Raw genomic sequence first — 25,702 nt, forward strand, 5'->3', positions numbered from 1 at the left:
GACAATCTCCTATGAAATAATTTTTAATTTTTAAAGTGACGAGAGTTGTGTATCCAATTTATATTTTTAAAGCGATTATAAATATACATTTGTTGTGTAATATTAAAAGGCTTATTTGATATTATATAATAGTTGGCAGTATTAATAGTGGCTTCATTAATATAGCACAATTTCTCATTTGTCATTTTCACCCATAAATTATCAGAGCAATTCATTTCATTATTTTGGAATTCAAAACACAGATAGGGGGAAATAGGCATTAGGATTTGAAATCCATTTGGAATGTTTGGAGGTCCGAATGTTGAAACAACTGGATTATCACTAGTTAGAAAGCCATTGCCAATAGAGATATGAAAATTCATTTGTTTAGGCTTTTTAAAAAAACTGAGAAAACTCTCTAAATTTTTATCTTTTTTCATTACTTTATTAAAAATATTTATATTTTCTAGATTGTTCTTTATTTCAGCTAATTCAATTGGGAACTCCCGAGATTCTGAGAAATGATTAATAAAATTAGATACTAACCTTACTCTGCCAGAGTCAGTTCTGATTTCTTGGAGAAACATATATTTCCAGATTGTTTCAATTTCGCTTTGATTTAAGGTACATGGTTTTCTTGATAATACGATATGTTCAACTATTTCAGAAATCTCCCCTTCAAATCTACTAAGCTTATTTTCAAGAATATTATCAACAATAATACGATCATCTGAGCTTTTTTCTTCGTAGGTATATCTCTTGTAACATATACTTTCATAGTGGACATATTGTTCCATATTAGCAATGCAATTATAAACATGAAACTTACTTGTATTATCAGCAAAATGTTTAAGTAAGCTTCTTGGATAATAATGTTGTTTTTTGTAACCATAAGTAATCAGATCACACAGCTTTCACATTGGTTAGCGCCTACTTCGCCACCATCGTCAGTAAAGGTGCGGACGTAGTAGATGGACTTGATTCCCTTGTTGAAAGCGTAGTTACGCAGGATAGAAAGGTCACGGGTTGTTTGCTTGCTTTCTTTTTTCCACTCGTAGAGGCCTTTAGGAATATCGCTGCGCATAAAGAGAGTCAGTGAAAGTCCTTGGTCCACGTGCTCAGTTGCAGCGGCGTAAACATCAATTACCTTTCGCATGTCCATGTCGTAGGCACTGGTGTAGTAAGGGATAGTCTCAGTTGACAGACCAGCAGCAGGATAGTAAATCTTACCGATTTTCTTTTCCTGACGTTCTTCGATCCGCTGGGTAATTGGGTGAATTGAAGCAGAAACGTCATTGATGTAGCTGATAGAGCCATTTGGTGCAACAGCTAGGCGGTTTTGGTGGTAGAGGCCGTCCGCTTTTACCTTGTCACGAAGTTCTGCCCAGTCAGTAGCGGTTGGGATAAAGATATCTTTGAAAAGTTCCTTCACACGGTCAGACTTAGGTACAAATTCACCCGTCAGGTATTTGTCAAAGTAAGTGCCGTTGGCATAGTCAGATCTTTCAAAGTTATGGAAGGTCACGCCACGCTCGCGAGCGATATTGTTAGACTCCACCAAGGTCCAGTAGTTCATGAGCATAAAGTAGATGCTGGTGAACTCGACAGCTTCTGCTGATCCATAGTCGATCAACTGCTGCGCCAAATAGCTGTGCAGTCCCATAGCTCCTAGTCCAAAGGTATGCGCCAGACTGTTACCGTGGTCAATCGAAGGAACAGCTGTGATGTGTGAGCTGTCAGTGACAAAGGTCAGGGCGCGTGTCATAGTCCGGATGGATTTTCCAAAGTCAGGCGAAGTCATCATGTTGACAACGTTGGTAGAGCCCAAGTTACATGATACATCTGTTCCCAAGTGGAGATACTCTTGAGCATCATTCAAGAGGCTAGGCTCTTGAACTTGCAGGATTTCAGAGCAAAGGTTACTCATGATGATTTTGCCATCGATTGGATTAGAACGGTTGGCCGTATCAATGTTTACGACATAAGGATAGCCAGACTCTTGCTGGAGTTTAGAAATTTCTGTTTCCAAATCACGGGCCTTGATCTTGGTCTTAGTGATATTTGGATTAGCGACTAGCTCATCGTATTTTTCAGTGATGTCGATATAGGCAAATGGTAGGCCGTATTCACGTTCGATTGAGTAGGGACTGAAGAGGTACATATCTTCATTTTTGCGCGCTAATTCGTAGAACTTATCCGGAATCACAACACCGAGCGAGAGGGTTTTAACCCGAACTTTTTCGTCGGCATTTTCCTTTTTAGTAGAAAGGAAAGCGATGATATCTGGGTGGAAGACGTTGAGGTAGACGACCCCTGCTCCTTGACGTTGACCAAGTTGGTTTGAGTAAGAGAAGCTGTCTTCAAAGAGCTTCATAACAGGCACAACACCAGACGCAGCTCCTTCATAACCCTTGATAGGGGCGCCAGCTTCCCGCAGATTGCTGAGGGAAATACCGACCCCGCCTCCGATACGAGACAATTGCAGGGCAGAGTTGATGGAGCGGCCAATAGAGTTCATATCATCTGTTACTTGGATGAGGAAGCAGGAAACCAATTCGCCACGACGAGCCCGACCTGCGTTGAGGAAGCTTGGTGTCGCTGGTTGATAGCGTTGGTGGATGATTTCATTGGCAATATCCTTGGCAATAGCTTCGTCTCCGTTGGCAAAGTAGAGGGCGTTGAAGAGTACCCGATCTTCCATGCTTTCCAGATAGTATTCACCATCATTTGTCTTCAGCGCATACTGGTTGTAGAATTTGTAGGCTGCCATGAAAGATTTGAACTTGAAATCTTGAGCATGGATAAATGCAGCTAACTCTTCAATATATTCAGGAGAATAGAGCTGGATAAATTCTTTTTCCAAGTAGTTTTCTTCAATTAAATACTGAATTTTTTCGGTAATAGAAGCAAACTTCATTGTGTTTGGTTCAACATTTTCTTTAAAGAAGGCATCCAAGGCTTCTTTGTCTTTGTGAAGCATAATTTGCCCATTGACTGGACGATTGATTTCGTTATTTAGACGGAAGTAAGTCACATCTTCTAAGTGTTTGAGTCCCATAATTTTCCTTTTTCTAAAATGGTTTTTGCTTTAACAATATAAAGGGCTCCTACGAATGATAGGAGCGGCAATAAAGCTCTAAATACTGACGAGATTATGATAATTTTTTAAGTTTGCCAGGTTGGAAACCAGAGAATGCTTCAGTTGGCGTTTGGATAACAGGCGCTGCATTGAAACCAAGGCTTTTGACATGGTCAATGTATTCTGGTTGCTCATCAAGGTTGATTTCGCGATATTCCACATGGTTGGTATCAAGAAAACGCTTGGTCATTTTGCATTGGACGCAATCGTTTTTGGAGTAAATAGTCACCATTACATGATTCCTCTATACTTTCATTTTCTTAAATTTTAATATGAAACTAGTATATCTAAAAGCGAATACGATGTCAACAGTTTTGAACTAAATATTGTATGACGTTTTCTTATAGATGCTAGTAAGATACAATATATAGTGTATAAAAAGTTGTAGTGAAGGGAAGAACTACAAGTGCTGATAACGCTTACTTGTGCTGATGAAAGATAGACTAATAGTAACTTGATAAGAGAAGACAGCCTTCAAAAACTTTAAGAAAAAGATGGCGAAATATAGCTTTAGTCTACTATATCAAGACCGAATTTATTTTCAAAGTCTAACGAAATATTTTGTAAGCGAGCCATAAAATTCTTGAAAAAGATTTCAAAAAGTGATATAATACCAATTTGTAAGGGTTATCACAATAACTCAAAAAGAATTATTTTTATTTAAAGGAGAGTCTAACTATGGCTTCTAAAGATTTCCACATTGTGGCAGAAACAGGTATTCACGCGCGTCCAGCAACTTTGTTGGTGCAAACTGCTAGCAAATTTGCTTCAGATATCACACTTGAATACAAAGGTAAATCAGTAAACCTTAAATCAATCATGGGCGTTATGAGCCTTGGTGTTGGTCAAGGTGCAGACGTAGTTATCTCAGCTGAAGGTGCAGATGCAGACGACGCAATTGCAGCTATCTCAGAAACAATGGAAAAAGAAGGATTGGCTTAATATGACAGAAATGCTTAAAGGAATTGCAGCATCTGATGGTGTTGCTGTTGCTAAGGCATATCTATTAGTTCAACCGGATTTGTCATTTGAGACTGTTTCAGTCGATGATACGAATGCAGAAGAGGCTCGTTTGGATGCAGCTCTTGAAGCTTCACAGAACGAGCTTTCTGTTATCCGTGAGAAAGCAGTAGATAGCCTTGGTGAGGAAGCGGCTCAAGTATTTGACGCTCACTTAATGGTACTCGCTGACCCTGAAATGGTTGGTCAAATCAAAGAAACTATCCGTACTAAGAAAGTAAATGCGGAAGCTGGTCTGAAAGAAGTTACAGACATGTTTATCGCTATTTTTGAAGGTATGGAAGACAATCCATACATGCAAGAACGTGCGGCAGATATTCGTGACGTTACCAAGCGCGTTTTGGCAAACCTTTTGGGCAAGAAATTACCAAATCCAGCTTCTATCAATGAAGAATCAGTTGTCATTGCACATGACTTGACTCCTTCTGATACAGCTCAATTAGACAAGAAATTTGTTAAAGCTTTTGTAACTAATATTGGTGGACGTACAAGCCACTCTGCGATCATGGCGCGTACGCTTGAAATCGCAGCGGTATTGGGAACAAATAATATCACTGAACTCGTTAAAGATGGCGATATCATTGCAGCAAATGGTATCACTGGTGAAGTAATCATCAACCCAACTGAAGAGCAAGCAGCAGAATTCAAGGCAGCTGGTGAAGCTTATGCTAAACAAAAAGCTGAATGGGCTCTCTTGAAAGATGCTCAAACAGTGACTGCTGATGGCAAACACTTTGAACTCGCTGCTAATATCGGTACACCAAAAGACGTTGAAGGTGTCAATGCAAATGGTGCGGAAGCTGTAGGTCTTTACCGTACAGAATTCCTTTACATGGATTCACAAGACTTCCCAACAGAAGATGAGCAATACGAAGCTTACAAGGCTGTCTTGGAAGGTATGAACGGTAAGCCAGTGGTTGTCCGTACAATGGACATCGGTGGAGATAAGGAACTTCCGTACTTCGATATGCCGCACGAAATGAATCCATTCCTTGGATTCCGTGCATTGCGTATCTCTATCTCTGAAACTGGTGACGCTATGTTCCGTACACAGATCCGCGCTCTCTTGCGTGCTTCTGTACATGGACAATTGCGTATCATGTTCCCGATGGTTGCTCTTCTGACAGAATTCCGCAAGGCTAAGGCAGTTTACGAAGAAGAAAAAGCTAAATTGCAAGCTGAAGGAGTTGCTGTAGCTGACAATATCCAAGTGGGTATCATGATTGAAATTCCAGCGGCAGCGATGTTGGCGGATCAATTTGCTAAAGAAGTTGACTTCTTCTCTATCGGTACTAACGACTTGATCCAATACACAATGGCAGCTGACCGTATGAACGAACAAGTTTCATACCTCTATCAACCTTACAACCCATCTATCCTTCGCTTGATCAACAATGTTATCAAGGCAGCTCACGCTGAAGGCAAGTGGGCAGGTATGTGTGGAGAAATGGCCGGTGACCAAACAGCTGTGCCACTCCTTGTCGGTATGGGCTTGGATGAGTTCTCTATGAGTGCAACATCTGTCCTTCGGACTCGTAGTCTCATGAAGAAATTGGATACAGTGAAGATGCAAGAACTTGCACAACGCGCTTTGACTGAGTGTGCGACAATGGAAGAAGTTCTTGAACTTGAAAAAGAATATCTTGACTTCGATTAATCTGAAAAAATAGAGAGCGGGACAGAAATCGGTAATTCGTTAGAATTCAATTTCGTCGTCCCACCTCCGCACAGTTGAGTAGGGCTGTAAAAGCTGATGAAATCAGGGTAGTAGAGCCCACTCAACCACTGCGTCTTGCTCGACAATCCAAAGACAATTGAGAGGCTAGGACTTTTGTCCCAGCCTCTTTTAGTTTGCTGCGGTGTCCTAGGGAAGCCAGTTTAGGAAGTAGGAATTCGGGAAAAGGGCAGATATACAGAGAAAATATGGACAAATTAAGATCATTTATCCAACTTGTGAAAATTTTCTTTAAATTTACGAAATTGACTTGAAATTTTCAGAAAATTTGGTAAAATGATACTTAATAAGATTTTGGAGGGGACACGTGAAGCAATATAAGAATTATATAAATGGTGAGTGGCGCGTTTCTGAAAATGAAATTACCATCTCATCTCCTATTAACAATGAGGCTTTAGGAACTGTTCCTGCCATGACACAGGCAGAGGTAGACGATGCGATGGCGAGCGCTCGTGCGGCTTTGCCAGCTTGGCGCGCTCTTTCAGCGGTTGAACGTGCGGCTTATTTGCATAAGGCTGCGGATATTTTGGAGCGTGATCAGGAGAAGATCGGCGAAATTCTGGCAAAAGAAGTTGCTAAGGGCATCAAAGCGGCAGTTGGAGAGGTAGTCCGAACAGCAGACTTGATTCGCTATGCAGCTGAAGAGGGGATTCGTATTCACGGTCAGGTTATGGAAGGCGGGGGTTTTGAAGCTGCCAGCAAGAAAAACTAGCTGTAGTCCGCCGTGAGCCTGTAGGAGTTGTATTGGCTATTGCGCCATTTAACTACCCAGTTAATCTGTCTGCTTCTAAAATTGCTCCTGCCCTTATCGGTGGAAATGTCGTGATGTTTAAGCCACCTACTCAAGGTTCAATCTCTGGTTTGCTCTTGGCTCAGGCTTTTGCTGAGGCAGGTCTGCCTGCTGGTGTTTTCAATACCATTACTGGTCGTGGTTCAGAAATCGGAGACTACATCATTGAGCATAAGGAAGTAAACTACATTAACTTTACTGGCTCCACTCCAATCGGTGAGCGCATCGGTAAGTTGGCTGGTATGCGTCCAATTATGCTTGAATTGGGTGGTAAGGATGCTGCAGTCGTGCTGGAAGATGCTGACTTGGAGCATGCAGCTAAGCAGATTGTTGGCGGGGCATACAGTTATTCCGGCCAGCGCTGTACGGCCATTAAACGTGTCATTGTCATGGAGAGCGTAGCAGATAAATTGGCAGCGTTGCTTCAGGCAGAGGTAGAGAAACTGACGGTTGGTGATCCCTTTGATAATGCGGATATCACACCAGTCATTGATCATGCATCAGCAGATTTCATCTGGGGGTTGATTGAAGACGCTCAGGAAAAGGGAGCGTCAGCCTTGACAGAAATCAAACGTGAAGCAAATCTCATCTGGCCTGCCTTGTTTGACCATGTGACACTGGATATGAAAGTAGCTTGGGAAGAGCCATTTGGTCCTGTTCTTCCGATTATTCGTGTGACTTCCCTTGAAGAGGCTATCCAGATCTGTAATCAGTCAGAATTTGGTCTTCAATCTTCAGTCTTTACAAATGATTTTCCGAAAGCATTTGAAATTGCTGAAAAACTGGAAGTGGGTACTGTACATATCAATAATAAGACCCAACGTGGTCCAGATAACTTCCCATTCCTTGGTGTTAAAGGGTCTGGAGCTGGAGTGCAAGGGATTCGTTACAGTATCGAAGCCATGACACAAGTGAAATCCATCGTGTTTGATGTGAAATAATGAGAAAGGCGGCTTTGTGCGGCCTTTTTTCTTACCATAATGCACTTGCAAATCTAACATGTGATCGAACAATTTGAAAAGAAATAAGTATTTATATTTTTGATTACTTACCAATTTAAAATGTAAATTTACATATTGGTCTAGATAAATTATTTTAGGAATCCTAGTACAGGGATTGATTTCTAGGTATAGATATTAGCCTCAAACTCTTTGAAATCAGTATTTTATCAGATATTTTCCACAAAAACGTTGATATAGCAACTCATTCTTTTGAAGAAATTGGGCTTTGAAATTTTTGAGACTGTTTTTGGAAATTTACTTGAAAAATATAAGAAAATGAGGTAAAATAGAAACATAGAAAACGCTTACAAATAGGAAGGTGATTGAATGGACAAAAAAGAAGCATTAAGAACCTTTACAACAGGTGAAAACTTTCATTTGCAGCATTATTTAGGAGTGCATCAGGATGTGGTGGATGGCAAAGCTGGCTACACCTTTAGAGTCTGGGCTCCAAATGCGCAGAATGTGCATCTGATTGGAGATTTTACCAACTGGTATGGAGATCAGATTCCTATGACTCGCAATGAAGGCGGTGTCTGGGAAGTCTTCACGGATTTACCTAAGGAAGGGGATATTTACAAGTACAATATCAAACGCAGTAGCGGTCAGGAAATCTTGAAAATTGATCCGCTGGCTATCTATTTCGAAGAGCGCCCAGGTACGGGAGCTATTGTTCGGACTATTCCAGAGAAGAAGTGGCAAGATGGACTTTGGCTAGCTCGGAGAAAGCGTTGGGGCTTTTTCTCAAGACCGGTCAATATCTATGAAGTGCATGCTGGATCTTGGAAACGTAATCCTGACGGCAGTCCCTATTCTATGGCTCAGCTTAAGGAGGAATTGATTCCTTATCTGGTAGAAATGAACTATACACACGTTGAGTTCATGCCACTCATGGCGCATCCTTTGGGACTCAGCTGGGGCTACCAGCTCATGGGTTATTTTGCCTTTGAGCATACTTATGGAACGCCAGAGGAATTTCAGGATTTTGTCGAGGAATGTCACTTGAATAATATTGGTGTCATTGTGGACTGGGTTCCAGGTCACTTTACCATCAATGACGATGCCTTGGCCTACTATGATGGAACACCAACCTTTGAGTACCAGGATCATGACCGAGCTCACAACTATGGCTGGGGTGCCTTGAATTTTGACCTAGGAAAAAATGAAGTGCAATCCTTCTTGATTTCTAGCATCAAGTTCTGGATTGATTTCTACCATCTAGATGGGGTTCGTGTGGATGCGGTTAGCAATATGCTCTATCTAGACTACGATAGTGGTCCTTGGCAGCCAAACAAGGACGGCGGTAATCGTAACTATGAAGGCTACTATTTCTTGCAACGTTTGAACACAGTCATCAAGCTATTTCATCCAGATGTCATGATGATTGCTGAAGAGAGCTCGTCCGAAACCAAGATTACGGGTATGATAGAGATGGGCGGTTTGGGCTTTGACTTCAAGTGGAATATGGGTTGGATGAACGATATTCTCCGTTTCTACGAAGAAGACCCGATTTACCGCAAGTACGATTTCAATCTGGTGACTTTCAGCTTCATGTATTCATTTTCTGAAAATTTCCTCTTGCCTTTCTCTCACGACGAAGTCGTTCACGGTAAGAAGAGCATGATGCATAAGATGTGGGGTGACCGCTATAATCAATTTGCTGGTCTACGAAACCTCTTGACCTATCAAATCTGCCATCCAGGCAAGAAATTGCTCTTTATGGGTTCAGAATTTGGTCAATTCCTAGAGTGGAAGTCAGAAGAGCAGTTGGAATGGTCAAATCTGGACGATCATATGAATAAGAAGATGCAAACCTTCACTTCTGAGCTCAATGCCTTCTATAAAGACAATCGTCCGCTTTGGGAGATTGATTTGAGCTATGATGGCATCGAAATCATTGATGCCGACAATACCGATCAGAGCGTCCTTTCTTTTATCCGTAAGACGGAAAAAGGGGATATGCTAGTCTGTGTGTTCAATATGGTGCCAGTAGAGCGCAAAAACTTTACAATTGGTGTGCCAGTGGCAGCCGTTTATGAAGAAGTATGGAATACTGAATTAGAGAAATGGGGAGGTGTTTGGAAAGAACACAACGAAACAGTTCAGTCTCAAGAGGGACTATGGAAAGATTATCCGCAGACCTTGACCTTTACGCTACCAGCTTTGGGAGCAAGTATTTGGAAAATCAAGCGTCGTGTGAATGTTCGTAAAAATGCTAAAAAAGATTCCACAAAGGAGTAGGATATGAAGAATGAAATGCTAGCTTTGATTCTTGCCGGTGGGCAAGGAACTCGTCTTGGAAAGCTCACACAAAGTATTGCGAAACCAGCAGTACAGTTTGGTGGTCGTTATCGTATTATTGATTTCGCGCTGTCGAACTGTGCCAATTCTGGGATCAACAATGTCGGTGTGATTACCCAGTACCAACCACTTGCTTTGAACAGCCATATCGGGAACGGTTCAAGCTGGGGCTTGGATGGTATCAATACAGGTGTATCCATTCTTCAGCCTTACTCTGCTAGTGAAGGAAATCGTTGGTTTGAGGGAACTAGCCACGCTATTCTCCAAAATATAGACTATATCGATAGCATCAATCCTGAATATGTTTTAATCCTATCTGGAGACCATATCTACAAGATGGACTACGACGATATGCTCCAATCCCACAAGGATAACAGCGCTAGTTTGACGGTTGCTGTCTTGGATGTGCCTCTCAAGGAAGCTAGCCGTTTTGGTATCATGAATACTGATGCTAACAATCGGATCGTTGAATTTGAAGAAAAACCAGAAAATCCTAAATCAACCAAGGCTTCTATGGGTATCTATATCTTTGACTGGCAACGTCTCCGCAATATGCTGATTGCTGCTGAAAAGACCAATGTAGATATGTCCGACTTTGGTAAAAATGTTATCCCTAACTATCTTGAATCTGGCGAAAGCGTTTATGCTTATGAATTTAGTGGCTATTGGAAAGACGTTGGTACGATTGAGTCACTTTGGGAAGCGAACATGGAATACATTAGTCCAGAAAATGCTTTAGACAGTCGTGATCGTCAGTGGAAAATTTACTCACGCAACTTGATTTCACCACCAAACTACCTTGGTGCGAATGCTCATGTTGAAGATTCTTTGGTAGTTGATGGCTGTTTCGTAGATGGAACTGTTAAGCATTCTATCCTCTCAACAGGCGCTCAAGTTCGTGAAGGTGCAGAAGTCATTGATTCTGTGATTATGAGTGGCGCTGTTATCGGGCAGGGAGCTAAGATTAAACGTGCGATTATTGGTGAGGGCGCAGTCGTTTCTGATGGTGTAGAGATTGACGGAACAGATGAAGTGCAAGTAGTCGGATATAATGAAAAAGTGGGGGTACCAACAGATGAAGATTGATAAATATTCAGCGATTTTAGGAAATACGGTCGGTTTCCACGACATGTCAACCTTAACAGACCATCGTCCAGTTGCTAGTTTGCCATTTGGTGGGAAATACCGCTTGATTGACTTCCCCCTTTCTAGCCTTGCCAATGCTGGTGTTCGTAGCGTCTTTGGTATCTTCCAGCAAGACAATATCAGCTCTGTATTTGACCATATTCGTTCAGGTCGTGAGTGGGGCTTGTCTACACTTTTGAGCCACTACTATCTAGGCATTTACAATACTCGTGTAGAAAGCAGCACAGTTGGTAAGGAATATTATGAACAGTTATTGACTTACTTGAAGCGTTCAGGCTCTAACCAAACTGTAGCCCTCAACTGTGATGTGTTGATCAACATTGATCTTAATCAAGTTTTCCACTTGCATAATACAACCAAACAACCGATGACAGTGGTTTACAAGAAATTGCCATCTAAGGGCATTTCCGATGTGAATGCGGTTTTGCAAATCAGTGAAACGGATCATGTTATCGGTCATAAGCTGCATAGTGATAAAGACCAAGGCGAACTTTTCAACATGTCTACAGATATTTTTGTAGTAAATACGCCTTGGTTGATTGAAAAATTGGAAGAAGAAGCGCAAAAAGAATTCCCACAAAAACTGCGCTATGTTCTTCGGGACTTGGCAGCTGAAGTTGGAGCTTTTGCTTACGAATACACAGGCTATCTAGCAAATATCCACTCGGTTGGTTCCTACTATAAAGCTAACATTGACATGCTTGAACAGCAGAAATTCTATTCTCTCTTCTCACCAAATCAAAAGGTTTATACCAAGGTGAAAAACGAAGAGCCGACTTACTATGCTACAGGATCAAAAGTAAATCGCTCTCAGTTTGCATCAGGTAGTATCGTAGAAGGTGAAGTTGAAAACTCTGTTATTTCGCGGAATACAAGAATTTTAGCAGGTAGTAGTGTCAAAGACAGTCTCCTCTTCCCACGTGTTGTCGTTGGAAAAAATGCAGTGCTAGAATATGCAATTGCGGACAAGGGCGTTGAGATTGCTGAGGGAGTAGTCGTTCGAGGTACAGCTGAACATCCAGTTGTCCTGAAGAAAGGTCAAAAAGTTACAGAGGACATCGTTTCATGAAAATTTTATTTGTAGCAGCAGAAGGGGCACCTTTTTCCAAGACGGGTGGTTTGGGGGACGTTATCGGCGCCCTCCCCAAATCCTTGGTCAAAGCTGGCCATGAAGTTGGAGTCATTCTGCCATACTATGACATGACGGATGCTAAATTTGGTGATCAAGTTGAAGACCTCTTCTTCTTTGAAGTTAGTGTCGGCTGGCGTCGGGAGTATGTCGGTGTCAAAAAGATTGAGTTGGAAGGTGTCAGCTTCTACTTTATTGACAATCAGCATTATTTCTTCCGTGGGCATGTCTATGGCGATTTTGATGACGGCGAACGTTTTGCTTACTTCCAATTAGCAGCAATCGAACTGATGGAGCGCATTGACTTTATTCCAGATGTTCTCCATGCGCACGACTACCATACGGCCATGATTCCTTTCTTGGTCAAGGAAAAATATCGCTGGATTCAGGCCTATAATAATATCAAGACAGTGCTGACGATTCACAACTTAGAGTTTCAGGGACAGTTTTCGGACAGCATGCTCTGGGAACTCTTTGGTGTCGGCTATGAACGTTATGCGGACGGAACTCTCCGCTGGAACGACTGCCTCAACTGGATGAAGGCGGGCATTCTCTATGCGGATCGCGTGACAACTGTTTCACCAAGCTATGCCAACGAAATTCGGACGGCTGAGTTTGGTTGTGGTCTGGATCAGATTCTTCGGATGGAGTCTGGCAAGTTGGTCGGTATTGTCAATGGTATCGATACAGATATCTACAATCCAGAAACCGATAAATTGCTGGCTTACCACTTTAATAAAGATGATTTGACTGGGAAATTGGAAAACAAACGAGCTCTCCAATCGAAAGTAGGCTTGCCAGTTCGGGACGATGTTCCTGTCGTTGGTATCGTCTCTCGTTTGACACGTCAAAAAGGCTTTGATTTGGTGGTGGAAGAGTTGCATAATCTGCTTCAGGAAGATGTGCAAATTGTGCTACTTGGAACAGGTGATCCTGCATTTGAACGGGCCTTCGCTTGGTTTGGCCAGGCTTATCCTGAAAAATTATCTGCTAATATCCTTTTTGATGTTACTTTGGCTCAGGAAATCTATGCGGCTAGTGATATTTTCCTCATGCCGAGCCGCTTTGAACCTTGCGGTCTGTCTCAGATGATGTCCATGCGTTACGGTACTCTGCCACTGGTTCACGAGGTTGGTGGCCTGCGGGATACGGTTGAACCTTACAACGTCTATAGTGGACAGGGAACAGGTTTTAGCTTCAATAACTTCTCTGGTTATTGGCTAACCTGGACTTTCAAAGAAGCCCTCAATCTTTACTGGCATGACCGAGAAGCTTGGCGCAGTCTGCAAACTCAGGCTATGGAAAGAGATTTCTCTTGGGATACAGCCAGTCGAGCATATAGTGATTTATATGAGTCACTACTCTAGTATGTTGCATTAGAACAGTAATCCTCTCTTGTTTTTAACAAGAGAGGATTTGTCGGGTAAGTGGTCTTTCTTATGTTGACATCTTATCCAGACTGATGCTTTTCCCTAAAGGAAAGGAAGTTGATTCGTAAAAAAGGAAATCTGGAACTTGGAGAAACAATACTCTTCAGAAAAGATAAACAATAAGAGATTGGGGCTTGGGTCTCAGTCTCTTTTGCTATCCATCTACCATCTTATCTAGAAATATGCTATAGTAGAGAAAGTACGAAAATTCGACTTTTTGAAAAGCAGGGAAAGCAAGTATGAAAGACTACGAGATTTTTTATCAACAATTGACGGCTCCCTTTCGCAGTTGCCCTAGGATAGTGAAAGGGATGGCCCATTTTAATAGGGGGATGACTGTTTTTATGCCTCTGGTGTATGGAGTGGTCTTGATTGATGCCTTTCTGACAGAGGGTTGGAAAGGGTTGCTTGCTTTATTCTTCCTGCCAGCTATCGGATTTGGCCTGTTGACAGCGATTCGTAAACGGCTGAATCAAGCACGCCCTTACGAGAAATGGGCTATTCAACCCTTGCTGGCCAAGGATACATCAGGCAAGTCCATGCCCAGCCGCCATGTCTTTTCGGCGACAGTGATTTCCATGTGCCTACTCTACTTTTTCTGGCTGCCGGGGCTTATCTGCCTCTTGCTTTCAGCAGGGCTGGCTGCGGTGCGCGTGATTGGCGGGGTGCACTATCCAAAGGATGTGCTGGTCGGCTATCTTTGTGGCATTTGCTGGGGAGCTTTACTCTTTTTATTATAAAGGTCTGGCCAGAGCCAGATTTTTATGTAAAGTAAGGTAGGAGTAGACAAAGGGCCCGAGTCTATATTATAATATAAGCAGTTCCAAACTTTCATCGCCAAGGAATATGGGATTTTGGAAGATGAAAAATATGTAAGGAGACTATTATGTCAGAACCGTTATTTCTACAGTCTGTGATGCAGGAGAAAATTTGGGGCGGCACCAAGCTGCGCGATGTCTTTGGCTATGAAATTCCCAGCGACCATGTGGGCGAGTATTGGGCGATTTCGGCTCATCCTAACGGTGTCTCAACCGTCAAGAATGGCCGTTTTGCAGGTCAGAAGCTAGATGCGCTCTATGCCGAGCACCGTGAGCTCTTTGGCAATCGTCCAGAGCCTGTCTTTCCGCTTTTGACCAAGATTTTAGATGCCAATGACTGGCTCAGTGTTCAGGTCCATCCAGATGATGCCTATGGACTAGAGCACGAAGGCGAACTTGGCAAGACTGAGTGCTGGTATGTTATCGCTGCAGACGAAGGAGCAGAGATTATCTACGGTCACAATGCCCAGAGCAAAGAAGAGCTACGCCAGCAAATCGAGAGCAAGGACTGGGATCATCTTTTGACCAAAATTCCGGTCAAGGCTGGTGACTTTTTCTATGTGCCAAGTGGCACCATGCATGCTATTGGCTCAGGCATTCTGATTTTAGAAACTCAGCAGTCTAGTGATACCACTTATCGGGTCTATGACTTTGATCGCAAGGACGATGCTGGCAATCTTCGTGAGTTGCATTTGGAGCAATCTATTGATGTTTTGACTATTGGCGAGCCTGCTAATAGCCGTCCCGTTACCATTCAGACAGACGATTTGACTTCTACTCTTTTGGTAGCTAATGACTTCTTTGCTGTTTACAAGTGGGACATTGCTGGTTCTGTTGAGTTTAAAAAGACAGCAGCTTACAGTCTGTTCAGCGTTTTGGAAGGTGCTGGCGAGTTGACAGTGGATGGACTAGTGTATCCAATCGAAAAAGGCTCTCATTTCATCCTGCCGAGCGATGTCACAGAGTGGACCTTGTCTGGTGACTTACAACTGATTGTCAGCCATCCGTAGTGAGAAAAACAAATAAGAGTGGGACAGAAATCGGTAATTCGTTAGAATTCGATTTCGTCGTCCCACCTCCGCACAGTTGAGTAGGGCTCGACAATCCAAAGACAATTGAGAGGCTAGGACTTTTGTCCCAGTCTCATTTTTCTTTATTTTCGCAGAATGGATAGAGAAAACAGGACCTTAACTTTAATCGGTGAAAAAGTCCAATAAATAAGGCATTTCATCATGGTTGCTTGAAGATATTTTTTCTGAAAAATGTTACAATGAAATGGAATATCCAAAGGAGTCGAATATGGAACACAAAGAAAAAGATTTTAGTTTATCCTGGTTTTTTAGATGGTTCTTGGATAACAAGGCCATTACCGTATTTTTGGTGACTTTGCTCATCGGTTTGAACATTTTTATTCTCAGTAAAATTAATTTTATTTTTACACCGGTGATTGAGTTTATTGGTGTCATTATGTTGCCAGTGATTTTGGCTGGGCTGCTTTACTATCTGCTCAATCCCATTGTCGACTGGATGGAAAAGCGCAAGATTAGCCGTGTGGCTGGAATTACAATTGTCTTTGTCTTAATTGGTATCTTGATTGTGTGGGGCTTGGCGGTTGCTATTCCTAGCTTGCAGCATCAGATAGTGAGTTTTTCAAAAAATGTTCCCGCCTATCTCAAGCAAGCCAATAAAATGATTGAAGATGTTTTGACCAATCATATTTCAGATGATTTGAAGCCACAAATCGAGCAAGTTACGAATAAGCTATCGACTCAGATTACTTCATGGGCCAGCAATTTTTCATCTAAGGCAGTCAATTGGGCCAGTAATTTGATTAGTACGGCTTCGCAAATCATTGTGGCTATCATCATCATGCCTTTTATTCTTTTCTATTTGCTACGCGATGGGAAAAATCTCAAAGGCTATGTGGTTCAGTTCTTGCCAACGAAATTCCGCGAGTCATTTGGTCAGGTTATGACGGATGTCAATACCCAGCTGGCCAATTATGTTCGTGGTCAGGTGACCGTAGCGATTATTGTGGCCTTTATGTTTATGATTCTTTTCAAGATCATCGGCTTGCGTTACGGTGTGACTTTAGCCGTTGTGGCAGGAGTTTTGAACTTGGTACCTTATCTGGGAAGCTTCCTTGCCATGTTGCCGGCCTTGGTTCTTGGTTTGATTGCTGGTCCTATCATGCTGTTGAAAGTCATTATCGTCTTTATCGTGGAGCAGACTATTGAGGGGCGTTTCGTGTCTCCATTGATTTTGGGAAGTCAATTAAGCATCCATCCGATTACGATTTTATTTGTTTTGCTGACTTCAGGAACCATGTTTGGTATCTGGGGCGTCTTGCTGGGAATTCCAGCTTATGCGTCAGCCAAGGTTGCCATCACAGCGCTTTTTAAGTGGTACAAGAAGGTTAGCGGTTTGTATGAAGAAAGTGTTCAAGAATTAGGAGAAGGCAGTGAGTAAGAGTGAACAAATGTTAACAGCCCTGCAAAATCAGGATTTGGAATGGGCTGAGAAGTATTTTGAAGAGGCTTTAAGCCAAGATACCGATCAAGAGTTATTAGAATTAGCCGATTACTTGGAAAGTATCGGCTTTTTCCCTCAAGCTAAGCGTATTTATGAAAAATTGGCTCCGCTTTTCCCCGAGTCCTATATCAGTCTGGCAACGATCGCTGCTGACGATGGTGACTTGGAAGAAGCTTTTGCCTATTTAGAGGAAATTGACTCAGATAGTGAATGGTATGTGGCAGCTCTTTTGGCCAAGGCTGATCTCTATCAGCTAGAAGGATTGCCAGATGTAGCACGGGAGAAATTGCTGGAAGCTGCCAAACTGTCGGACGAACCTTTGGTGACTTTTGGTTTAGCAGAAATTGAGTTTGAATTAGAAAATTTTGCTCAGGCCATCAAGGAATATGCCCAGCTAGATAATCGCTCTATCTACGAGCAGACAGGCGTATCTACCTATCAGCGCATCGGCCTTTGCTATGCCAGTTTGGGGAAAATTGAAGCCGCTATTGAATTTTTGGAAAAGGCTGTGGAGCTGGAGTATGATGAAGAGACGGTCTATGAATTGGCAGCTATCTTGTATGAGCAAGAAGAGTACCAGAAGGCCAATCTGTACTTCAAGCAGCTGGATACGATTTCGCCAGATTTTGAAGGCTATGAGTATGCCTACGCGCAGTCTCTCCATGCGGAGCATAAGACTGAGGAAGCCTTGGCAATGGCAGAGCAAGGCTTGACCAAAAATCCTTTTGAGACTCGCCTTTTGCTCCTCGCTTCCCAATTATCTTACGAACTGCATGATGTGGAAAAATCTGAGAACTACCTGCTAGCAGCTCAGGAAAATGCAGATGATGTAGAGGAAATTGCTTTGCGCCTGACCAATCTCTATCTGGAGCAGGAGCGCTACGATGAGGTCTTAGCTTTTGAAGATCAGGAAGTGGACAATGTCTTAACCCGCTGGAATCTGGCGCGGGCTTATCAAGCCTTGGAAAATCTGGAAAAAGCTGGAGAGCTTTATCAGGAACTGGCAGTTGACTTGCAGGAAAATCCTGAATTTTTGGAAGAATATGTTTATCTCTTACGAGAATTAGGGCGTGTGGAAGAAGCAAAAATACAGGCTGGCAAGTACCTGCGTTTGGTTCCAGATGATACTGCTATGGCAGATTTGTACGAAAGTTTGTAGAAGTTTCTGTGAAGAATCTCTTGTGTTAGTAGCTTTCTGTGCGGACAAGATAGTTTGATTAAAGAAGGAGTAGAGATAATGTCCCAATTGAAAAGAATCCAAGAAATGGAAGAGCATTTGAATAAATACGCTCAGACGCTGGCTGCAGCTCAATCTGCTTTGGCTGAGCTGGAGGCCAGCCAGAAGCATTATATCCAGCTCCGAGATTATTACACCAGTCAAGCTTTCTTTGACGATTTGGAATTTTCCAATCGACCTGACTTTCCTGATGATGTGGCCTGCGGTGTCCTGAGCGAAGATGCTGTTTATGACCTGATGGGAGAGCACTTTGAGACGGCGTTGCAGCTGCTAGACCTATCCAGTGCCATGCTGAAAGAAAGGTAAGAGCACAGGATGAGTGGTAGCTGAGAAGTCAGAACTGTAGTAAAACCTAAACAAAGTTCGACCAACCATTGACAATTACTAAACTAATACGAGATTAGCAGAGAGGGGCTCCAGCATGCGTGACAACCATCTTCATACCTATTTTTCCTATGATTCTGAGGCGGATTTCTGTGACTATCTGGACTATTATGAGGGCGAGATTGTCACCACCGAGCACTATGATTTGTCCAATCCCTACCCCTACGAAGCTGCCTCGCCCCATGATGATGTGCCTGACTATGCGGCCTATTCAGCAAAAATAGCAGAGCTGAACCAGCAATATGGCAACCGCATCAAAAAGGGCATTGAAATTGGCTATTACGCCCCGCGTAAGGAGGATATTCTGGCTTTCCTAGCGGACAAGGATTATGATCTCAAGCTCCTGTCTGTTCATCACAATGGTAGTTTTGACTATCTGGAGGAGCCTGTCTTGCAGCAGGACAAGATGGAGCTGATTCCCCGCTACCTGATAGAGCTGGAAGAGGCTATCGAGTCTGTTCCGGCGGATGTCCTAGCCCATTTCGACTATGGTTTCCGCAAATTCGATCTGACATTGGAGGAGTTGAAAACTTTTGAATCAGAGCTGCGCCAGCTTTTTCAAAAAATGATTGACCATGACTTAGCCTTTGAACTCAACTGCAAGTCTATGTACCTTTACGACCACGAGGAACTTTATATATATGCACTCTCTCTGGTCAAAGAGCTGGGTGGTCAGCGCTTTTCAGTTGGCTCCGACGGCCACAAACTAGAGCATTTCCGCTTGCAGTTTGACCGCGTGGCTCAAATCCTCGCTGATGCCGGTATTGAGGAAAGTCAGTTGATTTAAGGTATCCCGTGTGGTTTTCCAATCCTCCATTAAACGCTTTTTTTGAAATTCAACCAGAATATGATATACTTAATTATCTTAGAAAATACAGAAATTTGTTGATATAGGAGAAAAAATGGCAGAGCCAGTGAAATTATTTCAGTATAATACCCTAGGAGCCTTGATGGCAGGACTTTATGGCGGGAGTATGACGATTGGGGAGCTCCTGAAATACGGCGATTTAGGCATTGGTACACTGGATTCCATCGATGGGGAATTGATCGTTCTTGATGGCAAGGCCTATCAGGCCAAGGGATCTGGCAATGTGCCTGAAGTTGTAGAAGTTTCAGATGATGTAACGGTGCCCTACGCTGCGGTTGTTCCCCACCAAGCGGAGGTCATTTTCCGCCAACGTTTCGAAATGACAGATGAAGAGCTGGAACAGCGAATTGAATCCTATTACGATGGGGAAAATCTATTTCGCTCCATCAAGATTCACGGGGACTTTGCTCACATGCATGTGCGAATGATTCCAAAATCGACCTCAGAGAAAAAGTTTGCTGAGGTGGCCGTGAGCCAGCCGGAGTACCATGCGGACAATGTTTCTGGAACCATTGTTGGCTTTTGGACACCTGAAATTTTTCACGGTGTCAGTGTAGCCGGCTATCATCTTCACTTTATTTCAGACGACCATACCTTTGGTGGTCACGTTATGGACTTTGTTATCAAGGAAGGGATTGTGGAGCTAGGTGCTGTCGATCAGTTGGATCAACGTTTCCCAGTTCAAGACCGTAAGTTCCTCTTTGCAAAATTCAATGTCGATGAAGTAAGATCAGATATGGACAAGGTTGAGTAGTCAATTACTGTGACCATTGTCTACTTCTGATAAAAAAAAAGAGGCTAGGAATCCGCGGTCCCAACCTCTGAAAGATAACTAGAATTTTTAATTTAGTAAGTTTGAGGAGCCTAGGCTCCTTTTTGTTTTTAATATCTGATAAAAACCATATTTTAAAAACTGACTAGCTTACATTTTCATGCTTTTGATTTTCTCTTCGTCTGGTGTGACGCGCAGGGTTTTCTGGCCTGTATAGGTGACAAATCCTGGCTTACCACCGGTTGGTTTGTTGAGTTTTCTGACTTCAATCATATCTACTTGGACCAGATTAGAGAGTCTGGCCTTGGAAAAGTAGGCCGCTAGCTCGGCAGCGTCTGTCTTGACTTCATCGCTGGGCTGAAGATTGCCTGTGATGACCACATGACTGCCTGGAATATCCTTGGCGTGAAACCAAAGCTCGTCTTTCTTAGCCATCTTAAACGTCAGTTCATCATTTTGCAGGTTGTTACGGCCGACTAGAATAATGGTTTGACCGTCAGTTGCCAAATATTTCTCCGGTTTCTGCCTTTTCTGGATTTTTTCTCTTTGTCGGCGGCGGATAAAGCCAGTCTGGATGAGTTCTTCGCGAATTTCTGCAATTTCAGTCAGGCTGGCCTGAGCAAGGGCGGTTTCCACGCTCTCTAGGTAGAGAATCGTAGACCGTGTCTCCTCAATCAAGCTGGTCAGGTGTTTGACAGCTTCCTTGAGCTTCTGGTAGCGTTTGAAATAGCGCTGGGCATTTTGATTGGGGGTCAGGGCCTTGTCAAGTGCGATGATAATCTTCTCACCCGTGTAGTAATTCTCCAGCTCCACCTGATCCTGATCGTTGGGCACCTGATGGAGAAAGGTGGTCAAGAGTTCCCCTTTTTGGCGGAATTCTTCTGCATTCTCCGTTGCTAGGAGCTCTTCCTCTTGCTTGCCCAGTTTTTTCCGGTTCTTTTCCAACTCATTTTCTACCCTGCGGATGAGTTCGCTGGCCTGCTGGTTGACCCGATCGCGCTCAGCCTTGTCCTTATAGAAAGTATCCAAAAGCTCGGATAGCGTGGACATTTGGGTCTTGCTGTCAGAAAATAGCAGAGCAGAGAAGGATTTTTCGGTCAGGCTAGGCTGAGTTGGACTAGCAAAAAATGTACGGAAGGTTTTGAGATTGTCAGCTGTCAGACGGTCACTGAGTTCGGTAGCTGTATCCCGACCCAAGCCCTGAAACATTTGCTGCAGGCGTTTGGGCTCTAAGTCCTCTGTCTGTAGGATTTGGAAGAGCTTTTCATCACCCACAGTGAAAGGATTGAGACTGCCATTTTGAGGCGGTGCGACATAAGTTGAGCCCGGTAGGATAGTTCGATAACTATTTTGAGAAAATCCGACGTGTTTAATAGCCTCAATAATCTTACTGCTAGCCTTGTCCAAGAGAATGATATTGCTGTGCTTGCCCATGATTTCGATGACCAGAGTCACAGCCACGCTATCGCCGATTTCATTCTTATTGGAAACGCTGATTTCCAAAATCCGGTCATTGTCTACCTGCTGGATTGCTTCAATGACAGCTCCCTGTAAGTATTTGCGCATGACCATGATAAAGGTATTGGGAACAGCTGGGTTTTCAAAAGTAGTCTCAGTCAGTTGAACGCGCCCAAAGACTGAGTGGGCTGAAAGGAGCAATTTGTGGCTTTGGCGATTGCTGCGAATCTGTAAAACCAGCTCCTGTTCAAAAGGTTGATTAATCTTTTGGATGCGGCCGCCCAGCAATTCGCGGCGGAGCTCCTCTGTCATGTGGTGTAAAAAAAATCCGTCGAAAGACATGCTTTTCTCCTTGAAAGTTGCTACAGAAAATTATAACAAAAAACCAAGCCAAAAGCTTCTAAAGTCTCACCAAAAAGAGATTTATTTTTTGTCAATAATTATCGATATAAACAAAAACCGAACATTTTATAAAAATTTTCAAAAAGCCTTGACATCCCTTAAGGAAAAATTTACAATATAGGAAATTAGAAAAGTAGTAGATGCATTTGTTTTTAGCGAGCTTGTGGTTGGTGGAAATGAGCAGCAAATCTTTACGAAATTGGGCTAATTGATAAATATGAATTTGAAACAATAAGAATTCGGTGCGCACACCTTACAGTGCAACTTGTTTGATGACAAGATAGAGATATGGGGAATACTAGCTATTTTTCCATAATTGAGGTGGCACCGCGATTTACGCCCTCACACAGAATACCTGTGTGAGGTTTTTTGTTGCTTATTATAAAAAATAAGGAGAATTGCCCATGTTTAAACGATGGCGTCCCTAGGGATTGAATAGAAAAAATGAAATAAAGAAATGGAGAAAGAACATGAAAAATAAACGTTTAATGACTATTTTGGGCCTCTTGGCTATTTTGGTAATTGGTGGGATGGCTTATTCCAGCTTGAGTGGAAAGAGCAACGGATCTAAGACTGGCGACGATAGTAAGACAGTCAAGGTTGGTGTCTTGCAGTATGTCAGCCACCCATCCCTTGATTTGATTTACAAGGGAATTCAAGATGGTCTAGCTGAGGAAGGCTACAAGGGTGACAAGATTAAGATTGACTTTATGAATGCCGAGGGAGATCAGAGCAAGGTTTCTACCATGAGTAAGCAGCTGGTGTCCAATGACAATGATGTGCTGATTGGGATTGCTACTCCATCTGCGCAAGGACTAGCTGCGGCTACTAAGGACAAACCTATCGTCATGGGAGCTATCACAGATCCAGTCGGAGCAAACCTAGTGAAAAATCTGGAAAAGCCAGGTGGTAATATCACTGGTGTCTCTGACCACAATCCAGCCAAGCGACAGATAGAGCTGATTAAAAAATTGACACCAAATGTAAAAACGATTGGTGCCCTCTATTCTAGCAGTGAAGACAACTCCAAAGCTCAGGTAGAAGAGTTCAAAAAATTGGCCGAAGAGGCAGGCTACAAAGTTGAGGAATATTCTGTTCCTTCAACCAATGAAATTGCTTCAACTATGAATGTCATGACTGGTAAGGTTGATGCTATCTGGACTCCAATTGACAATACTATTGCGTCAGCTTTTGCGACAGTTGTGTCCAGCAATAAAGAAGCTAAGAAACCGATTTATCCAAGTGCGACAGCCATGGTTGAAGAAGGTGGTCTTGCCTCTGTCGTTGTAGACCAGTATGACCTCGGTGTTGCGACTGGTAAAATGGCAGCTAAAGTCCTTAAAGGTGCTAAACCTGCTGACACTGCAGTAGATATTTTTGATAAAGGTAAATCTGTTATCAATACTAAGAATGCCAAAGAACTCGGTATCACTATACCAGAAGATGCTCTCAAAGAAGCAGGTCAGGTTATTAAATAGAAAGAAGGAAGTCTGTTCTTTGACAGGCTTCTTTTTCTGCTTGTAAAATCTGTAACTGAGCTTGCGAAATGTTTAGAAATTTGTTAGAATGAATTATAATTGAATAGCAATCCGCAAGACCAGTAACCTAGGGGAAGTTTGACAGGGAGGGGAGCCAGCGACTGAGAGCTCTCTAGATGAAAGCTAGGCGAATTCACTTGCTTTAGGATTGGTAATTAAGGTCTGGCTTGCCAGATAAAAAACGGATGGTACCGCGTGTCAACGCTCCGCTTCGGTGTGGGTGAGACCGCGGTTTTTATTTTTGGAGGAACTATGTCAACAATTGAAGAACGATTGCAGAGTCTGCGTGAGGAAACTTTAGCCCAATTGCAGACCATTACTCTGGAAAATGCTAAGGATATGCAGGAGCTGAAAGTATCTGTCCTAGGTAAAAAAGGGAGTCTTACTGAGATTCTTAAAGGGATGAAGGATGTTTCTGCTGAGATGCGCCCTATTATCGGGAAGCACGTCAATGAAGCGCGCGATGTGCTGAATGCAGCCTTTGAAGAAGCAGCTCAAATCTTGGAAGAACAGAAAGTAGCAGCCCAGCTGGCCAATGACGCCTTGGATGTGACCCTACCAGGTCGTAAGATTCCAGCTGGAAATCGCCATATTTTGACCCAGACGAGTGAAGAAATCGAAGATATCTTTATCGGTATGGGCTATCAGGTCGTGGATGGTTTTGAAGTTGAGTCAGACTACTACAACTTTGAGCGCATGAACCTGCCTAAAGACCATCCTGCTCGAGATATGCAGGATACCTTCTACATCACAGAAGAGATCCTCTTACGTACTCACACTTCTCCTGTTCAGGCTCGTGCCATGGATGCCCATGACTTTAGCCAAGGGCCGCTCAAGATGATCTCTCCGGGACGTGTTTTCCGTCGTGATACAGACGATGCGACTCACTCTCACCAGTTTCACCAGATTGAAGGTCTGGTCGTAGGGGAAAATATCTCTATGGCTGACTTGCAGGGAACTCTGCAGCTGATTGTGCAAAAAATGTTTGGTGCGGATCGTAAGATTCGTCTGCGTCCATCTTACTTCCCATTCACAGAGCCATCTGTCGAAGTGGACGTATCTTGCTTTAAGTGTGGTGGTGCCGGCTGTAATGTCTGCAAGAAGACTGGCTGGATCGAAATCATGGGAGCTGGAATGGTGCACCCAAGTGTCTTGAAAATGAGTGGCATCGACTCAGAGAAATATTCTGGCTTTGCCTTTGGTCTTGGCCAAGAACGGGTTGCCATGCTTCGCTACGGTATCAATGATATTCGTGGCTTCTACCAAGGCGATGTACGTTTTTCACAGCAGTTTAAGTAAGAAGCTTAGACTAAGACTCGATTTGAATAATCCCATCACGACAAGCCTGATTAGCAATGTTTGCGGACTTGAAATGCGCGGCAAAGATGCTCATCAGTTTACTTGCCTATAAGACAATTTTAGCTGGGAATATCGCTCTCAGCCGCTTCTGAGAAAGGAGTGCCCTATGTTAGTTAAAGTTCGGCCAGAGGATCTGGATATTTTGCGGGACTTGGAAGTGCAGACCTACCAAGAAACTTTTGGTCCTTTCATCAAGCAGGAAGACTTGGAGCATTATTTTGCCCATGAGCTGGCGCGTGAAAGGCTGGAGTTGGAGTTGGCAAATCCTGAGTCTGAGCATTATTTTGTACTGGACAAGGAAGAAAAAATCGCTGGTTTTCTCAAGTGTAACTGGGGTCAGGCTCAGACAGAGCAGGAGTTGGAAGATTCCTTTGAAATTCAACGGATTTATGTGCTTGCCTCCCATCAGGGCCTCGGCTTGGGCAAGGAAATGTTTGAATTTGCCCTAGAAGAAGCCCAAAAACGTGGTTTTAGCTGGGCTTGGCTGGGCGTTTGGGAAAGAAATTTCAAGGCGCAGAATTTTTACTTTAAATATGGCTTTGAAAGGTTTAGCCAGCATGAATATATCACTGGTGACACAGTCGATATTGACTGGCTTTTAAGGAAGAAATTAAGCTAAAAAGACGATAGTATCGCTGCTTATTGGGCTTTTAGTAAAAACAGA

General features: G+C 43.0%; 20 protein-coding genes and 1 pseudogene. 17 read left to right on the forward strand and 4 right to left on the reverse strand.

Annotation, left to right across the window (positions count from 1 at the left end):
- Positions 1–23: 23 nt before the first annotated feature.
- From I872_RS02370 to nrdH, 3 genes are all read right to left on the reverse strand, one after another.
- Complete coding sequence (locus tag I872_RS02370; protein WP_419757189.1) at positions 24–878, reverse strand: DUF4238 domain-containing protein; 855 nt, start codon at positions 876–878, stop codon at positions 24–26.
- Positions 878–3,037, reverse strand: coding sequence for a class 1b ribonucleoside-diphosphate reductase subunit alpha (gene nrdE, locus I872_RS02375; protein WP_015604560.1), 2,160 nt, complete (start codon positions 3,035–3,037; stop codon positions 878–880). Before nrdE ends, I872_RS02370 begins: the two co-directional genes overlap by 1 nt.
- Before the next feature lie 94 nt (positions 3,038–3,131).
- Positions 3,132–3,350, reverse strand: a complete 219-nt coding sequence (nrdH, locus tag I872_RS02380; protein WP_015604561.1) for a glutaredoxin-like protein NrdH — start codon at positions 3,348–3,350, stop codon at positions 3,132–3,134.
- 446 nt (positions 3,351–3,796) lie between these two features.
- Here nrdH and I872_RS02385 point away from each other — a divergent pair, with 446 nt between their 5' ends.
- The 14 genes and pseudogenes from I872_RS02385 to budA all read left to right on the forward strand — a co-directional run bounded on the left by I872_RS02385 (position 3,797) and on the right by budA (position 20,263).
- Positions 3,797–4,060 carry a phosphocarrier protein HPr gene (locus I872_RS02385; protein ID WP_002929889.1) on the forward strand — a complete coding sequence of 88 codons (264 nt, stop codon included), beginning with the start codon at positions 3,797–3,799 and terminating at the stop codon, positions 4,058–4,060.
- Between the two features lies 1 nt (position 4,061).
- Positions 4,062–5,795, forward strand: a complete 1,734-nt coding sequence (ptsP, locus tag I872_RS02390; protein ID WP_015604562.1) for a phosphoenolpyruvate--protein phosphotransferase — start codon at positions 4,062–4,064, stop codon at positions 5,793–5,795.
- A 385-nt stretch (positions 5,796–6,180) separates the two neighbouring features.
- A pseudogene (locus I872_RS02395) lies at positions 6,181–7,604 on the forward strand (NADP-dependent glyceraldehyde-3-phosphate dehydrogenase).
- 387 nt (positions 7,605–7,991) lie between these two features.
- A complete protein-coding gene (gene glgB / locus I872_RS02400) occupies positions 7,992–9,905 on the forward strand; it encodes a 1,4-alpha-glucan branching protein GlgB (RefSeq protein WP_015604565.1) in 1,914 nt (637 codons plus the stop codon).
- A gap of 3 nt (positions 9,906–9,908) precedes the next feature.
- Entirely contained in the window at positions 9,909–11,051 is a 1,143-nt protein-coding gene (locus tag I872_RS02405; RefSeq protein WP_015604566.1) for a glucose-1-phosphate adenylyltransferase, read from the forward strand.
- Positions 11,041–12,180, forward strand: coding sequence for a glucose-1-phosphate adenylyltransferase subunit GlgD (gene glgD / locus I872_RS02410; protein WP_015604567.1), 1,140 nt, complete (start codon positions 11,041–11,043; stop codon positions 12,178–12,180). The genes I872_RS02405 and glgD overlap by 11 nt, the downstream gene beginning before the upstream one ends.
- Positions 12,177–13,607, forward strand: coding sequence for a glycogen synthase GlgA (gene glgA, locus I872_RS02415; RefSeq protein ID WP_015604568.1), 1,431 nt, complete (start codon positions 12,177–12,179; stop codon positions 13,605–13,607). The genes glgD and glgA overlap by 4 nt, the downstream gene beginning before the upstream one ends.
- Before the next feature lie 302 nt (positions 13,608–13,909).
- Positions 13,910–14,410 carry a phosphatase PAP2 family protein gene (locus tag I872_RS02420; protein WP_015604569.1) on the forward strand — a complete coding sequence of 167 codons (501 nt, stop codon included), beginning with the start codon at positions 13,910–13,912 and terminating at the stop codon, positions 14,408–14,410.
- Between the two features lie 146 nt (positions 14,411–14,556).
- Positions 14,557–15,498, forward strand: coding sequence for a mannose-6-phosphate isomerase, class I (gene manA, locus I872_RS02425; RefSeq protein ID WP_015604570.1), 942 nt, complete (start codon positions 14,557–14,559; stop codon positions 15,496–15,498).
- Positions 15,499–15,787: 289 nt separating this feature from the next.
- A complete protein-coding gene (locus I872_RS02430) occupies positions 15,788–16,957 on the forward strand; it encodes an AI-2E family transporter (protein WP_015604571.1) in 1,170 nt (389 codons plus the stop codon).
- The gene (locus I872_RS02435; protein ID WP_015604572.1) at positions 16,950–18,179 is read left to right on the forward strand and encodes a tetratricopeptide repeat protein; all 1,230 of its coding nucleotides are present in this window, start codon (positions 16,950–16,952) and stop codon (positions 18,177–18,179) included. Before I872_RS02430 ends, I872_RS02435 begins: the two co-directional genes overlap by 8 nt.
- A 78-nt stretch (positions 18,180–18,257) precedes the next feature.
- Positions 18,258–18,563 (forward strand): DUF4298 domain-containing protein, encoded by a 306-nt coding sequence (locus I872_RS02440; RefSeq protein WP_015604573.1) that lies wholly within the window; start codon positions 18,258–18,260, stop codon positions 18,561–18,563.
- Positions 18,564–18,678: 115 nt separating this feature from the next.
- Complete coding sequence (locus I872_RS02445; RefSeq protein WP_015604574.1) at positions 18,679–19,428, forward strand: PHP domain-containing protein; 750 nt, start codon at positions 18,679–18,681, stop codon at positions 19,426–19,428.
- 115 nt (positions 19,429–19,543) lie between these two features.
- Positions 19,544–20,263, forward strand: coding sequence for an acetolactate decarboxylase (budA, locus tag I872_RS02450; RefSeq protein ID WP_015604575.1), 720 nt, complete (start codon positions 19,544–19,546; stop codon positions 20,261–20,263).
- A gap of 168 nt (positions 20,264–20,431) precedes the next feature.
- On the opposite strand, the gene fbpA is transcribed toward budA, so the two are convergent.
- On the reverse strand, positions 20,432–22,081 hold the full coding sequence (gene fbpA / locus I872_RS02455; RefSeq protein ID WP_015604576.1) for an Rqc2 family fibronectin-binding protein FbpA: 1,650 nt from the start codon (positions 22,079–22,081) through the stop codon (positions 20,432–20,434).
- A gap of 530 nt (positions 22,082–22,611) precedes the next feature.
- Between fbpA and trpX the strand changes: the two genes are divergently transcribed.
- The 3 genes from trpX (at position 22,612) to I872_RS02475 (ending at position 25,657) form a co-directional block, all read left to right on the forward strand.
- The gene (gene trpX / locus I872_RS02465) at positions 22,612–23,619 is read left to right on the forward strand and encodes a tryptophan ABC transporter substrate-binding protein (RefSeq protein WP_015604578.1); all 1,008 of its coding nucleotides are present in this window, start codon (positions 22,612–22,614) and stop codon (positions 23,617–23,619) included.
- 312 nt (positions 23,620–23,931) lie between these two features.
- The gene (pheS, locus tag I872_RS02470; RefSeq protein WP_015604579.1) at positions 23,932–24,978 is read left to right on the forward strand and encodes a phenylalanine--tRNA ligase subunit alpha; all 1,047 of its coding nucleotides are present in this window, start codon (positions 23,932–23,934) and stop codon (positions 24,976–24,978) included.
- A 166-nt stretch (positions 24,979–25,144) separates the two neighbouring features.
- Positions 25,145–25,657 carry a GNAT family N-acetyltransferase gene (locus I872_RS02475; protein ID WP_015604580.1) on the forward strand — a complete coding sequence of 171 codons (513 nt, stop codon included), beginning with the start codon at positions 25,145–25,147 and terminating at the stop codon, positions 25,655–25,657.
- The last annotated feature ends 45 nt before the right edge of the window (positions 25,658–25,702 follow it).

Source organism: Streptococcus cristatus AS 1.3089, from assembly GCF_000385925.1.
GTDB lineage: Bacteria > Bacillota > Bacilli > Lactobacillales > Streptococcaceae > Streptococcus > Streptococcus cristatus_B.

What these genes read in the sequence shown, in the direction of transcription:
- pheS (WP_015604579.1), top strand. Translation starts at nt 23,932, where the DNA reads ATGTCAACAATTGAAGAACGATTGCAGAGTCTGCGTGAGGAAACTTTA.
- glgD (WP_015604567.1), top strand. Translation starts at nt 11,041, where the DNA reads ATGAAGATTGATAAATATTCAGCGATTTTAGGAAATACGGTCGGTTTC.
- fbpA (WP_015604576.1), bottom strand. Translation starts at nt 22,081, where the DNA reads ATGTCTTTCGACGGATTTTTTTTACACCACATGACAGAGGAGCTCCGC.
- nrdE (WP_015604560.1), bottom strand. Translation starts at nt 3,037, where the DNA reads ATGGGACTCAAACACTTAGAAGATGTGACTTACTTCCGTCTAAATAAC.
- ptsP (WP_015604562.1), top strand. Translation starts at nt 4,062, where the DNA reads ATGACAGAAATGCTTAAAGGAATTGCAGCATCTGATGGTGTTGCTGTT.
- I872_RS02430 (WP_015604571.1), top strand. Translation starts at nt 15,788, where the DNA reads ATGGAACACAAAGAAAAAGATTTTAGTTTATCCTGGTTTTTTAGATGG.
- I872_RS02475 (WP_015604580.1), top strand. Translation starts at nt 25,145, where the DNA reads ATGTTAGTTAAAGTTCGGCCAGAGGATCTGGATATTTTGCGGGACTTG.
- I872_RS02420 (WP_015604569.1), top strand. Translation starts at nt 13,910, where the DNA reads ATGAAAGACTACGAGATTTTTTATCAACAATTGACGGCTCCCTTTCGC.
- manA (WP_015604570.1), top strand. Translation starts at nt 14,557, where the DNA reads ATGTCAGAACCGTTATTTCTACAGTCTGTGATGCAGGAGAAAATTTGG.
- trpX (WP_015604578.1), top strand. Translation starts at nt 22,612, where the DNA reads ATGAAAAATAAACGTTTAATGACTATTTTGGGCCTCTTGGCTATTTTG.
- nrdH (WP_015604561.1), bottom strand. Translation starts at nt 3,350, where the DNA reads ATGGTGACTATTTACTCCAAAAACGATTGCGTCCAATGCAAAATGACC.
- I872_RS02445 (WP_015604574.1), top strand. Translation starts at nt 18,679, where the DNA reads ATGCGTGACAACCATCTTCATACCTATTTTTCCTATGATTCTGAGGCG.
- glgA (WP_015604568.1), top strand. Translation starts at nt 12,177, where the DNA reads ATGAAAATTTTATTTGTAGCAGCAGAAGGGGCACCTTTTTCCAAGACG.
- budA (WP_015604575.1), top strand. Translation starts at nt 19,544, where the DNA reads ATGGCAGAGCCAGTGAAATTATTTCAGTATAATACCCTAGGAGCCTTG.
- I872_RS02405 (WP_015604566.1), top strand. Translation starts at nt 9,909, where the DNA reads ATGAAGAATGAAATGCTAGCTTTGATTCTTGCCGGTGGGCAAGGAACT.
- I872_RS02385 (WP_002929889.1), top strand. Translation starts at nt 3,797, where the DNA reads ATGGCTTCTAAAGATTTCCACATTGTGGCAGAAACAGGTATTCACGCG.
- glgB (WP_015604565.1), top strand. Translation starts at nt 7,992, where the DNA reads ATGGACAAAAAAGAAGCATTAAGAACCTTTACAACAGGTGAAAACTTT.
- I872_RS02440 (WP_015604573.1), top strand. Translation starts at nt 18,258, where the DNA reads ATGTCCCAATTGAAAAGAATCCAAGAAATGGAAGAGCATTTGAATAAA.